Here is a 13,950-nt window from a genome sequence, read left to right as displayed (position 1 = left end):
GAGCGACGGCATTCACGATCGACTGTGTCCCGGCCAGTACCCGGGAGACAGGAGTTTTCGTGGCGGCGACCGTTCCCGAGCCGATTGTCCTGCACCCGGCGCCGGCCCGGAGGCAGCTCAAAGGGGCCTGGCTGCTCCAGGTCTTCCGCACGACCGATCACAAGCAGATCGGCGTCATGTACCTGGTCACCACCTTCGGGTTCTTCCTGATCGGCGGGGCGATGGCGATGCTGTTCCTCTTCGGCGGGCTGCCTACACCCCGCTGTCGGACGCCATCCACTCGCCGGGCGTCGGTGCCAACCTCTGGATCGTCGGAGTCGCGGTCGGCGGCCTGGGCACCATCCTCGGCGCGGTCAACATGGTCACCACCATCGTCTGCCTGCGCGCACCCGGCATGACGATGTGGCGGATGCCGATCTTCGCCTGGAACATCCTCGTCACCAGCATCCTGGTGCTGATCGTGTTCCCGGTTCTCACCGCGGCCGGTTTCGGCCTGCTCGCCGACCGGCTCGTCGGAGCCCACGTGTTCGACCCGGCCAACGGCGGCGCCGTGCTGTGGCAGCACCTGTTCTGGTTCTTCGGCCACCCCGAGGTCTACATCCTGGCGCTGCCGTTCTCCGGTGTCGTCTCGGAGATCCTGCCGGTGTTCTCCCGCAAACCGTTGTTCGGCTACCGGAGCCTGGTCTGGGCGACGCTGTCCATCGCGGCCCTGTCGGTCGCGGTGTGGGCGCACCACATGTACGCCACCGGCGCCGTGCTGCTGCCGTTCTTCTCGTTCATGACGTTCCTCGTCGCCGTGCCGACCGGGGTGAAGTTCTTCAACTGGATCGGCACCATGTGGAAGGGGCAGCTGAGCGTCGAGTCCCCGATGCTGTTCTCCGTCGGCTTCCTGGTCACCTTCCTCTTCGGCGGCCTGTCCGGCGTGCTGCTGGCGGCGCCGGCGCTGGACTTCCACGTGTCCGACACCTGCTCGAAGGCCTGGCCCGCTGGCACTTCTGGACCACCTTCCTCGGCTTCCACACGACGTTCCTGGTCCAGCACTGGCTCGGCACCGAAGGCATGCCCCACCGTTACGCCGATCACCTGAGCACCGACGGCTTCACCGCGCTGAACACGATGTCGACGATCGGCGCGTACCTCCTCGGCGGGTCGGTGCTGCCGTTCCTGTGGAACGTCGTCAAGAGCCACCGGTACGGCGAGATCGTCACGGTGGAGGACCCGTGGGGTTACGGCAACTCGCTCGAATGGGCCACCATCTGCCCGCCACCGCGGCACAACTTCACCGAGCTGCCCCGGATCCGTTCCGAGCGGCCGGCGTTCGAGCTGCACCACCCGCACATGATCGACCGCCTCCGTGCCGAAGGTGACATCACCTTCACCGGCAAACCCAGGTCCCGCGGCGGCGCGGGGTGACTCGCGCTCAGCCGCGCGTCATGGCGGCCGAGACGGTCCAGAGGCGCTCGGCCGCGGCGGGGTCGAGCGCCCACTGCTTCACGCCGTGCGGGTGGTCGGCGAGCCCGGCGTCGTTGCCCACGGTGTACGCCTCTTGCCCGTCGTCGAGGTAGTGGCCGCCGGTGCGGGCGAACTGCGGGGCGACGGCGGCGACGATGCTCGTCGCGGCACCCTGCCCGACGGTCTTGTAGGCGAAGACGCCGGCGGCTTCGGCCGCGGCGAGGGAATCCTTCTGCGCCTGGGTGAAGTTCCGCTGCAGCCCGGTCGCGACGCCGCCGGGGTTCACGGCGTTGGCGAAGACGCCATCGGGCGCCCAGCGGCGGGTCGCCTCGACCGCGAACAGGGAGTTCGCCGTCTTCGACTGCGCGTACGCGATCTGCGGGTCGTAGGCGCGGCGCCGGAAGTGCAGGTCGGCGAAGTCGATTCCGGCGCGCATGTGCGCGGTGGAGCTGACCGACACGATCCGCGCCCCGCCGCGGTCGGCGGCCCCGCGGGCGAGCGCGCCGTGCAGCCCGGTGGCCAGTGCGAAGTGGCCGAGGTGGTTCGTCGCGAACTGCAGCTCCCACCCCTGCGCCGTGTGGGCCCGCCCGCCGGTGACGAGACCTGCGTTGGCGACGAGCAGGTGCAGCGGACCGTCCCAGTCCTCGGTGAAGCGCCGGACGGCCGGCGGATCGGCGAGGTCCAGCGGGGAGACGCGGGGGCGGTGCGCGACGCCCGCGTCCGCGATGGTGGCGGCCACGGCCTCGCCGGCGGCGGTGTTCCGGACCGCGAGGGTCACCTCGGCGCCGGCCGCGGCCAGCGCCCGGGCCGTCTCGGCGCCGATGCCGGAGGACGCCCCGGTCACGATCGCCCGCACGCCGGCGAGGTCGACCCCGGCCAGCACGTCGTCCGCGGTCGAGGAGGCGGAGAACGGCGTGGTGATGAGCTGGCGTGCGGTCATGGCTCGGACTATACAGACTTGACAGAAGTTGTTCAGTAAGTCGGCGACGCGTACGGTAGCGAGATGACCGAGACGTCGAAGGTCGCCGAGCCGGCCCGCCGCGACGCGGTGCTCGAGTCGGCGCTGCTGACGTTCGCCCGGCACGGCTACCGGAAGACCGCCATGGAGGAGGTCGCGCGCACCGCCCGCATCTCCCGCCCGGGCCTGTACTTCCTGTTCGACTCCAAGGAAGTGCTGTTCCGCGCCGCGGTCACGCGGGCGCTCGAGCAGGACCTCGCCGCCGCCGCACGGCTCCTCGCCGACACCGGCAGGCCGTTGCGCGAACGCCTCGTCGACGCGTTCGACCAGTGGGCGGGCCGCTACGTCGGCCCGCTGGCCCGGGACGTCCCGGGCGTCATCGAGCAGAACCCGGACCTGCTCGGCGAGATCGTCCGGACCGCTCCGATGCGCTTCGAGAAGCTCGTCACGACCGCGCTCGCCGCGGCGCCGGGGCAGGCGTCGGCGAGCGCGGTCGCGCAGACGTTGATCAGCGTGTCGGCCGGGCTGAAGCACCAGGTGGAGACCCGCGAGGCCTATCTCGCGCGCTTCGCCACCGCGGTCGGCCTCCTGGTCACCTGACGAGCGCTCCGCGGCGCGGGATCAGTGGATCCGGTACGGCTGGACGACCGCGGTCCGCTGGGCACCGGGGTCCGGTCGAGCGTCCGGCGACGTCAGGTAGACCTCCCACGCCGCGCCGGCGAGCTCACCGTCGTGCTCGTGCACCCAGCAGGCGAGCGCGCCGTACGCGGGTTCCACCGTGTCGTAGGACCCGGTGTGGACCGTTTCCACGACGGGGCCGCCGGGCAGCGTCGACGGGCCGACACCACCGGCCGGCTCGATGGCGGTGGTGACCGGGAAGCCCGCTTCGACGTGGAACCGACCCTCGGACTCACGGTGGTGGTAGCGGGCGAACGGCGGACCCGACGGCACCGAGCCCTGCGCGGCCAGCACCTTGGCGATCGCACCGTATTGCCGCTCGAGCCAGGCCGCGATTTCCGAGACGTCGAGATCGGCCTCGGTCACCGCGGTCGGCTGTTCGTTGCGGTTACGGACCTGGATTTCGTAGGTCTGCATCCGGGTAGCTTCCCGGTGGTTGCGCAGCCGCGGCGAGGGCCGTTCGTCCCGGTCCGGCGGGCCCACGGTCACCTCACGGCCCCGGACGGCTCTTCGAGAGCGCTGTCGGCGCCGGTCAGGTGCACCACCGGCAGCCGGGCGAATTCCGCGGGCCGGTGGGTGACCACCAGCGTGGACCGGCCCTCGGTCGCGGCGAGCACGTCGTCCGCCAGGGCCGTCGCCGTGGGCGCGTCCAGGTGGGCGGTCGGCTCGTCGAGCAGGAGGATCGGGCGGTCCGACAGCAAGGCCCGCGCCACGCCGATGCGCTGGCGCTCGCCGCCGGAGACCGCGGTTCCGTGGGTGCCCAGTGCCGTGTCCAGGCCGTCCGGCAGCTGCGAGAGCCAGGCGCCCAGCTGGGCCAGCTCCAGTGCGGCCCGCAGGTCGGCATCGGGTGCGGCGGGGCGGGCGAGGCGGAGGTTCTCGCGCAGCGTGCTGTCGAACAGGTGCGTCTCCGGCCCGCACCAGGCGATCCGGTCCCGGACGGAATCCCCGTCGCAGGTCAGCGTGTCGGTGTCGGCGAGCAGGACCCGGCCGGCTGACGGGTCCAGGTAGCGCATCAACGCGGCGAGGACCGTGCTCTTGCCCGCGCCCGAGCGGCCGGTCAGCGCGATCCGGCGGCCGCGGCCGATGCGCAGGTCGACGTCCCGGACCGCGTCGGCCGAAGCTGCCGGCCAGCGGACCGACAGCCGCTGCGCCGCCAGCTCGGCCGCGGGCGGTGCGGTCGCGGCCGCGGTGGTGTGCGGCGCGGCGAGTGCGTCCAGCTCGGCCAGGCGGCGCGCGGAGCCGGAAGCCCCGAGCAACCGCTGCGCCGCCTCCGGCAGGCCGGCCACCAGTTCGGCCGTCGCCAGCGGCACCAAGGCGAGCACGGCGAGCGTGGGACCGGGGACCGTGGCCGCGATGCCCAGCACCAGGCACGCGACGGACGTCAGCCCGACGCCGAGGGTCGCGATCCCGCCGCCCGTTCCCCGCCAGGCCGCGGACCGGCGCTGCCGGGACGTCACGGCGAAGTCGAGCTCGCGCAGTCGCGAGTGCCGCCGGCCGGCCGCGTCGTGGGCGATCAGGTCGGCCGACGCCTGGAGCAGCTCCACCGTCCCCGCTGTGAGGTCCGCGCGCAAACGGGCCGTTTCGCGCTGGGCCCGGCGGGCCGCCAGCGCCGCCACCACCGGGGCCACCACGCCCGCGACGGTCAGGCCCAGAGCGGCCGCGAAGCCGGCGCCGGGCAGGAGCACGCCGAGGGTGACCGCGGTCGCGGTGAGGACCGCGAAGGTCGACACGCCGGGCACCAGCCCCCGCACCAGGACGTCCTGCTGACTGTCCACATCGGACACCAGCCGGTGCAGCAGGTCGCCGCGCCGCAGGCGGGCGGTGCCGGCCGGGCCGAGCCGGACGAGCTGCGCCCACACCCGCACCCGCAGCTCGGCGAGGGCGCGCAGGGCGACGTCGTGGGACAGCAGCCGCTCGGCGTAGCGGAAGATCCCCTTGGCCAAGCCGAAGGTGCGCACCGCGACGATCGCGACCACCAGGCTCAGCACCGGCGGGTGCAGCGCCGCACTGGCGATCAGCCACGACGACGTCGCGGTGAGGGCGACTCCGCAGCCCAGCGCGGCGGTCGCGGCGAGGCACGCCAACGCCAATCGCAGCCGGTGGGGCCGGATCGCTGCGCGCAACGGCCGCCACCTCGGGCCATCGAAGTCCACAGTGGACTCCGTGGTGACGGCGGGCGAGGTGGCGCGCACCGCCGGCCGGGCGACCGCGGCCGGCGCATCCGCCGGAGCCGGGATCGCGCCGCCCAGGGAAACGACGCGGTCGCAGTGCGCCAGTACCGCGGGGTGGTGGCTGACGATGACGGCGGTCCGCCCGGCGAGCACCTTGGGCAGCCGCTCCAGGATGGCCGCTTCCGTCTCCGCGTCGACGCCCTCGGTGGGTTCGTCGAGCAGGATCAGCGGCCGGTCGAGCAGCACCGCCCGGGCCAGCGCGACGCGGCGGCGCTGCCCGGTCGACAGCCCGGCACCCAGCTCTCCGACCACAGTGGACAGCGGGACCTCGAGGGCGGCGGTGTCGGCGGCGGCGAGCACGGCGTCGTCGTCGGCGCCGGGGGAGCCCAGGCGGATGTTCTCGGCCACGGTTCCGGCGACCAGGTGCGGCTGCTGCGGCACCCACGCGATGCGCCGGTGCCAGGTGGCGCGGCCGATGTCGGACAGGTCGGCGTCGCCGATCAGGATCCGCCCGGCGTCGGGGCGTCGCCAGCCGAGCAGGAGGTCGAGCAGGGTCGACTTGCCCGCTCCGCTCGGCCCGGTCACCCCGACCACTTCGCCCGGCGGCACTCGCAGGCTGAACCCGTCCAGGATCGGCCCGGAGCGGCCCTCGACCGTGACGTCTTCGCAGCGCAGGGCCACGCGGGTGAGGTCGGGAACCGTGCGGGTGCCGGTGTCGCCGGTGGGCGTGTCGGCGAGCGCGATGATCTCTTCGGCGGCGGCGAGCCCTTCGGCGCTGTCGTGGAACCGGGCGCCGACCGCCCGCAGCGGCAGGTAGACCTCGGGCGCGAGGATCAGCACGACGAGCGCCGTCTGCAGGTCGAGTTCGCCGGCCAGCAGGCGGAGGCCGATCGACACGGCGACGACGGCGACCGACAACGTCGCCAGCAGCTCCAGGGCCAACGCGGACAGGAACGCCACCCGCAGAGTGCGCATGGTGTGCGTGCGGTACTTCTCGGTGATCTCCCGCAACGACCGGATCTGCGCGCGCGCCCGGCCGAACGCGGTCAGCTCGGCGAGCCCGGCGACGAGGTCGAGGAAGTGGTTGCCCAGCACGGAAAGGGTCTTCCACTGCCGCCGGACGTCGCGCTGGGTGTAGAGGCCGATGAGGATCATGAAGATCGGGATGAGCGGCACCGTGAAGCCGACGATCACCGCGGCGACCCAGTCGGCGAGCAAGATCCGCACCCCGACCACCAGTGGCACGACCGAGGCGATCAGCAGCTGCGGTAGGTAGCGGGCGAAGTAGCCTTCCAGGCGGTCGACGCCGTGGGTGGCCAGCGCCGCGATCTCGGCGGGGGACCGGTCCGCTTGCCGCGGTCCGATGCGCAGCGCGGCCGTGATGACGGTGTCGCGCAGCTGCGACAACGCCCGGGCGGCGGCGCGGTGCGCGGTCGTCTCCGACAGCCAAGTGATCCCGGCCCGGGCGAGCACGACCAGCAGGAGAATCCCGATCGGCGCGAGCAGGTCCCGGACCGCCAGCCCGTCGAGGAAGGCCCACGTGATCGTCTTCGCCAGCAGCTCCGCCTGGGCTAGCACCAGCATCGCGGTGAGCACGCCCAGTGCGGCGCAGGCGAGGATGAACGGCCGGACCGCGCTCGCGTGGCGCAGCAGCCGCGGGTCGAGGGGCTTCACCGGCGGCCCGCGGGCAGGCCGCCACCGGCGGGGATCGAGGTGCGGCTGATCCGCTTGCGGAACACCCAGTAGGTCCAGGCCTGGTAGGCCAGCACGATCGGGGTGAACGCCACCGCCACCCACGTCATGATCTGCAGCGTGTAGTGCGTCGACGACGCGTTCGTGGTGGTCAGGCTGAACGCGGGGTCGGTCGTCGAGGGCAGCACGTCCGGGTAGAGCGACCAGAAGAGCGTGAAGGTCACCGCGACGATCGCGCCGGCGGTGCTCGCGAAGGCGAGCCCGTCCCGGTCGCCCGCGGCGAACAGCACACCCGCGACCAGCAGCAACGCCGCGACCAGCGACGTCAGCCAGGACCAGCCGCCGTGTTCGATCGCCGTGTAGCCGAGGAACACGCCGCCGAACACGATCGCGGCGCCGCCGAGCGAGCGGCTCAGCGTCCGGGCGCGGTCGCGCAGGGCGTCGGTCGTCTTCAGCGTGAGGAAGACCGCGCCGTGGAAGGTGAACAGGCTGAGCGTGGCCAGCCCGCCGAGCAGCGCGTAGGGGTTGAGCAGGGTGAAGAACGTCCCGGTGAAGTGGTGCTGCGCGTCGAGGGGGACGCCGTGGACGATGTTGCCGAACGCGACGCCCCACAGCAGGGCGGGCGCGGCCGAGCCGAAGACGATGATCCAGTCCCAGGTGTTCCGCCAGCGGGGGCTGTCGATCTTGCCGCGGAACTCGAACGCGACCCCGCGCAGGATCAGCGCGACGAGCACCAGGAGCAGCGCCAGGTAGAAGCCGGAGAACAGGCTGGAGTACCAGAGCGGGAAGGCGGCGAAGGTGGCGCCGCCGGCGACGAGCAGCCAGACTTCGTTGCCGTCCCAGACCGGGCCGATCGTGTTGATCAGCACGCGGCGGTCGGTGTCGTCGTGGCCGAGGACGCGCAGCAGGGTGCCGACGCCGAAGTCGAAGCCTTCGAGGACGAAGTAGCCGGTCCAGAGGACCGCGATGAGCAGGAACCAGATGTCGGTGAGGGCCATGGCGGGTCTCCGGCGCTTAGTAGGCGAAGGCCGCGGGCCGCGGCTCGTCGGAATCGGTGTCGTCGCGCGGTGCTTCGGGCGGCGGCGGCCCGGCCTTGGCGTAGCGGACCATCAGCACGCCGTCGACGACCGCGAGGACGCCGTAGAGCACGGTGAACACGATCAGTGACGTCGCCACGGTGCCCGCGGAGACGGTGGGCGACACCGAATCGGCGGTCTTCAGCACCCCGAACACCGACCACGGCTGCCGGCCCATCTCGGTGAAGATCCAGCCGACGCTGTCGGCCAGGAACGGCAGGGCGATCCCGGCGGTCGCGACGGGGAAGAACCAGCGGGCGCGCGGGGTGCGGCCGCGGCGGAACAGCCACAAGCCCACCAGCGAGATCAGCAGGCAGAGGAAGCCGAAGCCGATCATCAGGCGGAACGTCCAGTAGGTGACCGGGATGTCCGGCCGGTAGTCGCCGGGCCCGTAGGCCTGCTGCTCCTGGGCCTGGAGGTTGTTGATGCCCTCGACCCGGCCGTCGAACTTCCCGGTGGCCATGAAGGAAAGCACGCCGGGCACGCGGATGCTGAACTTCTCCTGCGAGCCGTCGAGCGAGCCGATGGTGAACAGCGAGAAGGACGCGGGCGCGACGGTGTCGTAGAGCGCTTCGGCGGCGGCCATCTTCATCGGCTGCTGCTCGGTCATCAGCCGGGCCTGCAGGTCACCGGTGACGATGACGCCGAGGCTCGCGATCAGGACGGTGACCAGCGCGAGCTTCATCGACGGCCGGTAGACGTCGGCGCTGGTGCCTTTTCGCAGCTGCCACGCGCTGATGCCCACGACGAACATGCCGGCGGTGAGGAAGCACGCGGTGAGGGTGTGGGCGAACGCGCCGACGGCGGTCGAGTTGGTGAGCACGGCACCGAAGTCCTTGAGCTCCGCGCGGCCGGTCGCGGGGTTCACGACCGAGCCGACCGGGTGCTGCATCCAGGAGTTGGCGGCCAGGATGAAGTAGGCCGAGAGCACCGTGCCGATCGAGGCGATCCAGATCGTGGCCAGGTGCAGCTTCTTCGGCAGCTTGTCCCAGCCGAAGATCCACAGCCCGAGGAAGGTCGACTCGAGGAAGAACGCCAGCAGCCCTTCGATGGCCAGCGGCGCGCCGAAGATGTCGCCGACGAACGTGCTGTAGTCCGACCAGTTCATCCCGAACTGGAACTCCTGCACGATGCCGGTCGCCACGCCCATGGCGAAGTTGATGAGGAACAGCTTCCCCCAGAACTTCGTCATCCGGCGGTACTTGTCGTTCCCGGTGCGCACCCAGGCCGTCTGCATCCCGGCGACCAGGAAGGACAGCCCGATGGTCAGCGGGACGAAGATGAAGTGGTAAACGGTGGTGATCCCGAACTGCCATCGGGCGATGTCCAGGGCGCTCATCCGGTTCTCCTGCTCGCGCGGACGGTGTTGTCCGGGGCAGCATCCGGTTCGGGCGACCTTTGGCGAGAGGGTCCTTGGTCACTTCCGCGACGGTCACGGGTCCCTGCCATCCGAGGGCCAATGGTCGTACGCTGATCTCCGTCGAACCGTTTTCGGGAGGTCGGAATGCTCCGCGTGTTTCTGGTCGACGACCACGAGGTCGTCCGTCGTGGCGTCGCCGACCTGCTCGACGAGGACGACAACCTCACAGTGGTCGGCCAAGCCGGCAGTGTGTCGCAGGCCTTGGCCCGCATCCCGGCGCTCAACCCCGACGTCGCCGTGCTCGACGTGCGCCTGCCGGACGGCAACGGCATCGAGCTGGCCCGCGAGCTGCGGTCCAAGCTGCCCGAGCTCAAGTGCCTGATGCTCACGTCTTACACCGACGAGCAGGCGATGCTCGACGCGGTGATGGCCGGGGCCAGCGGGTTCGTCATCAAGGACATCAAGGGCATGGACCTGGTCTCGGCGGTCCTCGACGTCGGCGCGGGCAAGTCCCTGCTCGACGCGCACGCGGCCGCCGCGCTGATGGCCAAGCTGCGGGACAGCCAGACGAAGAAGGGCCCGCTGGCGGACCTCTCCGACCAGGAGCGGAAGCTGCTGGAGCTGATCGGCGAGGGCCTGACGAACCGCCAGATCTCGGAGCGGATGTTCCTGGCCGAGAAGACGGTGAAGAACTACGTGTCGCGGCTGCTGACCAAGCTGGGCATGGAACGGCGCACGCAGGCCGCGGTGCTGGCCACCGAATTGCGCAACCAGAACAACTAGCCGCCCGGGGTCGTGAGTGGGAAGCAGGGTTCTCTAAACCTGTTTCCCACTCACGACCGGGCTAAGCCGTGGCCAGCAGGACGTCGTCCAGCGAGCGTCGCGGTGTCCACGGGACCGGCGCTCCCCGGCCCAGCCGCAGCACGATCTGCGGCCAGAGGCCGCCGCCGAGCAGCTGACGCAGCTCGGCCCGGATGGCCGGGACCTCGACCGGCTGGGAGATGAACGACGCGTCGAGTCCCGCGGCGGTCGCCGTCAGCAGGACGCGCTGCATGGCCTGGCCCGCCCGGACCCGGTCGGCCGGGCCGTCGTCGAAGGAACCGATGACCACGACCAGGGGCTCGGAGTGGTCGGTCCGGCCCCGCGGCCGGGCCCCGAAGTCGCGCAGGACCCAGCCCCCGTTGTTCGACGGCATCGCGCCGGCCGCGTACTCGGGGACGCCGTCGCGGGTGTCCGGGGTGCGTGCGGTCCAGTACTGCCACTCGGCGAGGAAGGCCGGGTTGCCGAGCTGGACGTGGTGGGCCTTGTGCACCAGCTCCCGCAGTCCTTCGAGCTGCTTCGCGTCCAGCCGCGGCAGCCAGGCCTGTTCGACCTCGGCGGCGTGGCGCAGCTCGGCGACCACCGAAGGCGGGATGACGCCCGCCTCGAAGGGGGTGCGGTTCGTGTGCCGGCGCGGGATCGCGTCGGCCAGCTCGACCGCGCGCGGGTCGGGTCGGCGGGCGCCGAACGGCCGCACCAGAGCCAGCAGCGTCGGGTCGTCGCGCCGGGGGAACAGCGTCGTCGCCGGGTGCGCACCGAGCGCCTGGATGGCGGTGCGCAGGTTGAACAGCGCGGCGCCGCAGGAAAGCAGGAGTTCCCGCTGGTCGGCGTCGGCCACCGGCAAGGCGCGGTCCGGATCGGCGTGCAGCTCGAGGCCGGCGGGACCGCAGCGGAACCGCCAGGGCTGCGTGTTGTGCGTCGACGGCGCGAGGACCGCGGCGCCGAGCACGGACTTCACCTGATCGGCGTCCAGCAAGCCGATCGAAGTGATGGGTAGTGTCATGGTTTCCCCTCGTGCCGCGGAGCGGCACACTGACGTTCCGAAAGCTTCCCCAGACGGTCTCTCGCGACGGAGCACGGCGAAAAGGGGACAAAGTCACCGATGATGCGGAGGCCTTGGTGAGTGAAGCCCGGCAGGAGCCGAGGCGGATGGCGGGCACGCTGTCCGGGCTGCGGCTGCGTGAGCTGCTGCGCGACCTGCAGGACCGGATCGAGCTGCTGATCGGCACCCGGGACAAGATGGACGGCCTGCTCGACGCCGTCCTGGCCGTCGCGTCCGGACTGGAACTGGACACGACGTTGCGGCGCATCGTGCAGGCGGCGATCGAGCTGGGCGAGGCGAAGTACGGCGCGCTCGGCGTCCTGGCCGAGGACGGGTCGCTGTCGGAGTTCCTCTACATCGGGATCGACGACGAGGCCCGCCGTCTGATCGGTGATCTCCCGGCCGGCCACGGTGTGCTGGGCGTGGTCATCGAGGAGGCGAAGCCGCTGCGGCTCGAGGAGATTTCCGAACACCCGGCTTCGGTCGGCTTCCCGGCCCACCACCCGCCGATGCACACCTTCCTCGGCGTGCCGGTCCGTGTGCGCGACGAGGTGTTCGGGCGGCTTTACCTGACCGAGAAGAAGAACGGGGAACCGTTCACCGACGACGACGAGGTCGTCGTGCAGGCGCTGGCCGCCGCGGCCGGGATCGCGATCGAGAACGCGCACCTCTACGAGCAGGCACGCATCCGGCAGCAGTGGCTGGCCGCGACCAGCGAGGTGACCACCGAGCTGCTGGGCGGCACGGACCCGGCCGAGGCGCTGAACCTGATCGCGAGCCGTGCGCTGGAGCTGACCGGCTCGGACGTGACGATGCTGGCGCTGCCGAACTCCGGTCGCCTGGACGTCGACGAGGACTGGGGCGAGGACGTCGACGACCTGACGGTCACGGTGTGCGCGGGGACCCGGGCGGCCGAGCTGTCGGGAACGCGCATCGACATCGAGGACAGCGTGCCGGGCGCGGTGTACCGGGACCGGACGCCGCGCAGCGTGCCCGAGCTCGCCCTGCGCGACCACCGCTTCGGGCCCGCGATGGTCGTTCCGCTGCGGGCGGGCGACCGGACGACCGGGGTCCTGATCGCGGCCCGGGAGGCCGGGGCGGGCTCGTTCGAGTCGGCTCAGTTGTCGGTGGTGGCGTCGTTCGCCGACCAGGCGGCGCTGGCGCTGCAGCTGGCGGCGCAGCAGCGGGCCGCGCGGGAGCTGGACGTCCTCGGCGACCGCGACCGGATCGCCCGCGACCTGCACGACCACGTGATCCAGCGGCTGTTCGCGGTCGGCCTGTCGATGCAGAGCACCCAGCGCCGCACGAAGTCGCCGGAGCTGCAGAAGCGGCTCGGCGACAGCATCGAGCAGATGCACGAGATCGTCCAGGAGATCCGGACCGCGATCTTCGACCTGCACGGCGGCGCGGCAGGGGAGACCGGCCTGCGCCTGCGCCACCGCCTGCACGACGCGGTCGCCGAGCTGACCGACGACGCCCCGCTCCAGCCCACGGTCAGCATGACCGGCCCGATCGACACGGTGCCGTCGCAGCTGGCCGAGCAGGTCGAGGCGGTGGTGCGCGAGGCGGTGAGCAACGCGGTGCGCCACGCGGACGCGTCGTCGGTGGTGGTGTCGGTCGCGGTGCAGGACCACGTGGTCCGCGTCGTGGTCGTCGACGACGGCAAGGGGCTGGCGGAAGGCATCTCACCGAGCGGGCTGGGCAACCTGCGGGACCGGGCCGAGGCCGCCGGCGGCACGTTCGCGCTGGGCCGCGGCCCGGAGGGCGGCGTGAAGGTGGAGTGGTCGGCCCCGGTCGGCTGAGCCCATCCCGGATCTCCCTCGTTCGCACGGCGGATCCGGTGACAATCCGATAGCGTCCGTCACGCGGGCCGGTGCGCTACCTCCCCCCTCGGTGCGCCGGCCCGCTCTTCTCCGCCGGTCGCGGGTTCCCCGCTCGCCCGGCTTCGCCGCGAGTTCGGTCGCCGCCACCTCCAGCTCCTCCGTCAGGCCGGACATCGCCCGGCCCGGCGCGAGGTAGCCCGCGATCCGCTGCGGGCCGGTTCGGTGGGCGGTGCCGGCGCGGCCGGCTCTTGCTCGTCCGGGTGCCCCCATGATCTGCGCCCGAGTCCGCGCGCCCGGCTTCGGTGACCAAGGTCCTCGCGGTTCGGGCAATCCGGCCGCGTCGCCGCGCCCCCGACCCGAGGTCTCCTTGTCCTGCGGCACCCGATGTCGCGGAGAGGAGAGAACGGATGACCACCCTGGTGCCGGGCTCACGCCTGGCGTTGCCGAGCATCGCGGCGTGGCTGGACAACCCCTGGCCGTTCGCCGAGCACAACCCGGTCCGGATCGAGGAGTCCACTGAGGACGGAAAGTACCTCGTGCGGGCCGAACTGCCCGGCTTCGACCCGGAGAAGCACATCTCCGTGACCACGCACAACGGTCTGCTCACCATCGCCGCCGAACGGGAGGCGAAGGAGCAGACGGAGGGCCGCAGTGAGTTCTACTACGGCACCTTCAGCCGCACGGTCAGCCTGCCGGCCGGGGCCGACCCGGCCAAGGTCAAGGCGACGTACACCGACGGCATCCTCGAGATCTCGATGCCGGTTTCGGAGCACCCGCGCGACAAGCACGTCAAGATCCAGGTCACCAAGGACTAGGTGACCCCTCCGCGGTGGGCGCGGCCCCTTGGCCGGCCGCGCCCACCCCCGCACGCCCCGGAAG

Annotated in this window: 10 protein-coding genes and 1 pseudogene; 5 read left to right on the top strand and 6 right to left on the bottom strand. The window is 71.9% G+C overall.

The genetic code is table 11. From position 1 onward, the window contains the following. Positions 1 to 59 precede the first annotated feature (59 nt). Positions 60 to 1,386, top strand: a pseudogene (locus AB0B33_RS32060) (cbb3-type cytochrome c oxidase subunit I); the annotation flags it as partial. 34 nt (positions 1,387 to 1,420) lie between these two features. Here the strand turns inward: AB0B33_RS32060 and AB0B33_RS32055 are convergent. Continuing rightward, positions 1,421 to 2,392: an SDR family NAD(P)-dependent oxidoreductase gene (locus AB0B33_RS32055; protein ID WP_360778481.1), complete on the bottom strand. Its 972-nt coding sequence runs from the start codon at positions 2,390 to 2,392 to the stop codon at positions 1,421 to 1,423. A 63-nt stretch (positions 2,393 to 2,455) separates the two neighbouring features. Here AB0B33_RS32055 and AB0B33_RS32050 point away from each other — a divergent pair, with 63 nt between their 5' ends. Continuing rightward, complete coding sequence (locus tag AB0B33_RS32050; RefSeq protein ID WP_360778478.1) at positions 2,456 to 3,010, top strand: TetR/AcrR family transcriptional regulator; 555 nt, start codon at positions 2,456 to 2,458, stop codon at positions 3,008 to 3,010. A gap of 21 nt (positions 3,011 to 3,031) precedes the next feature. Here the strand turns inward: AB0B33_RS32050 and AB0B33_RS32045 are convergent, their stop codons facing one another. The 4 genes from AB0B33_RS32045 to AB0B33_RS32030 all read right to left on the bottom strand — a co-directional run bounded on the left by AB0B33_RS32045 (position 3,032) and on the right by AB0B33_RS32030 (position 9,366). Then, on the bottom strand, positions 3,032 to 3,505 hold the full coding sequence (locus AB0B33_RS32045; RefSeq protein ID WP_360778474.1) for a GyrI-like domain-containing protein: 474 nt from the start codon (positions 3,503 to 3,505) through the stop codon (positions 3,032 to 3,034). A 68-nt stretch (positions 3,506 to 3,573) separates the two neighbouring features. Next, the gene (gene cydD / locus AB0B33_RS32040) at positions 3,574 to 6,933 is read right to left on the bottom strand and encodes a thiol reductant ABC exporter subunit CydD (RefSeq protein WP_360778471.1); all 3,360 of its coding nucleotides are present in this window, start codon (positions 6,931 to 6,933) and stop codon (positions 3,574 to 3,576) included. Further along, positions 6,930 to 7,949, bottom strand: coding sequence for a cytochrome d ubiquinol oxidase subunit II (gene cydB, locus AB0B33_RS32035; RefSeq protein ID WP_360778468.1), 1,020 nt, complete (start codon positions 7,947 to 7,949; stop codon positions 6,930 to 6,932). The genes cydD and cydB overlap by 4 nt, the downstream gene beginning before the upstream one ends. 16 nt (positions 7,950 to 7,965) lie before the next feature. Continuing rightward, on the bottom strand, positions 7,966 to 9,366 hold the full coding sequence (locus tag AB0B33_RS32030; protein WP_360778465.1) for a cytochrome ubiquinol oxidase subunit I: 1,401 nt from the start codon (positions 9,364 to 9,366) through the stop codon (positions 7,966 to 7,968). A 165-nt stretch (positions 9,367 to 9,531) separates the two neighbouring features. Here AB0B33_RS32030 and AB0B33_RS32025 point away from each other — a divergent pair, with 165 nt between their 5' ends. Continuing rightward, positions 9,532 to 10,170 (top strand): response regulator transcription factor, encoded by a 639-nt coding sequence (locus AB0B33_RS32025; RefSeq protein ID WP_360778462.1) that lies wholly within the window; start codon positions 9,532 to 9,534, stop codon positions 10,168 to 10,170. Between the two features lie 61 nt (positions 10,171 to 10,231). Here the strand turns inward: AB0B33_RS32025 and AB0B33_RS32020 are convergent, their stop codons facing one another. Continuing rightward, positions 10,232 to 11,209, bottom strand: a complete 978-nt coding sequence (locus AB0B33_RS32020; RefSeq protein ID WP_360778460.1) for a nitroreductase family protein — start codon at positions 11,207 to 11,209, stop codon at positions 10,232 to 10,234. A 146-nt stretch (positions 11,210 to 11,355) separates the two neighbouring features. Between AB0B33_RS32020 and AB0B33_RS32015 the strand changes: the two genes are divergently transcribed. Next, positions 11,356 to 13,050, top strand: a complete 1,695-nt coding sequence (locus AB0B33_RS32015; RefSeq protein ID WP_360778732.1) for a GAF domain-containing protein — start codon at positions 11,356 to 11,358, stop codon at positions 13,048 to 13,050. Positions 13,051 to 13,478: 428 nt separating this feature from the next. Next, positions 13,479 to 13,886, top strand: coding sequence for an Hsp20/alpha crystallin family protein (locus tag AB0B33_RS32010; protein WP_247022273.1), 408 nt, complete (start codon positions 13,479 to 13,481; stop codon positions 13,884 to 13,886). Positions 13,887 to 13,950: the final 64 nt, after the last annotated feature.

Source organism: Amycolatopsis sp. NPDC049159 (assembly GCF_040648295.1).
GTDB lineage: Bacteria > Actinomycetota > Actinomycetes > Mycobacteriales > Pseudonocardiaceae > Amycolatopsis > Amycolatopsis pretoriensis_A.
The sequence above is the reverse complement of the archived record's forward strand: the minus strand, read 5'-3'. Positions and strand labels throughout refer to the sequence as shown.

What these genes read in the sequence shown, in the direction of transcription:
- AB0B33_RS32055 (WP_360778481.1), bottom strand. Translation starts at nt 2,392, where the DNA reads ATGACCGCACGCCAGCTCATCACCACGCCGTTCTCCGCCTCCTCGACC.
- AB0B33_RS32050 (WP_360778478.1), top strand. Translation starts at nt 2,456, where the DNA reads ATGACCGAGACGTCGAAGGTCGCCGAGCCGGCCCGCCGCGACGCGGTG.
- AB0B33_RS32045 (WP_360778474.1), bottom strand. Translation starts at nt 3,505, where the DNA reads ATGCAGACCTACGAAATCCAGGTCCGTAACCGCAACGAACAGCCGACC.
- cydB (WP_360778468.1), bottom strand. Translation starts at nt 7,949, where the DNA reads ATGGCCCTCACCGACATCTGGTTCCTGCTCATCGCGGTCCTCTGGACC.
- AB0B33_RS32030 (WP_360778465.1), bottom strand. Translation starts at nt 9,366, where the DNA reads ATGAGCGCCCTGGACATCGCCCGATGGCAGTTCGGGATCACCACCGTT.
- AB0B33_RS32025 (WP_360778462.1), top strand. Translation starts at nt 9,532, where the DNA reads ATGCTCCGCGTGTTTCTGGTCGACGACCACGAGGTCGTCCGTCGTGGC.
- AB0B33_RS32020 (WP_360778460.1), bottom strand. Translation starts at nt 11,209, where the DNA reads ATGACACTACCCATCACTTCGATCGGCTTGCTGGACGCCGATCAGGTG.
- AB0B33_RS32015 (WP_360778732.1), top strand. Translation starts at nt 11,356, where the DNA reads ATGGCGGGCACGCTGTCCGGGCTGCGGCTGCGTGAGCTGCTGCGCGAC.
- AB0B33_RS32010 (WP_247022273.1), top strand. Translation starts at nt 13,479, where the DNA reads ATGACCACCCTGGTGCCGGGCTCACGCCTGGCGTTGCCGAGCATCGCG.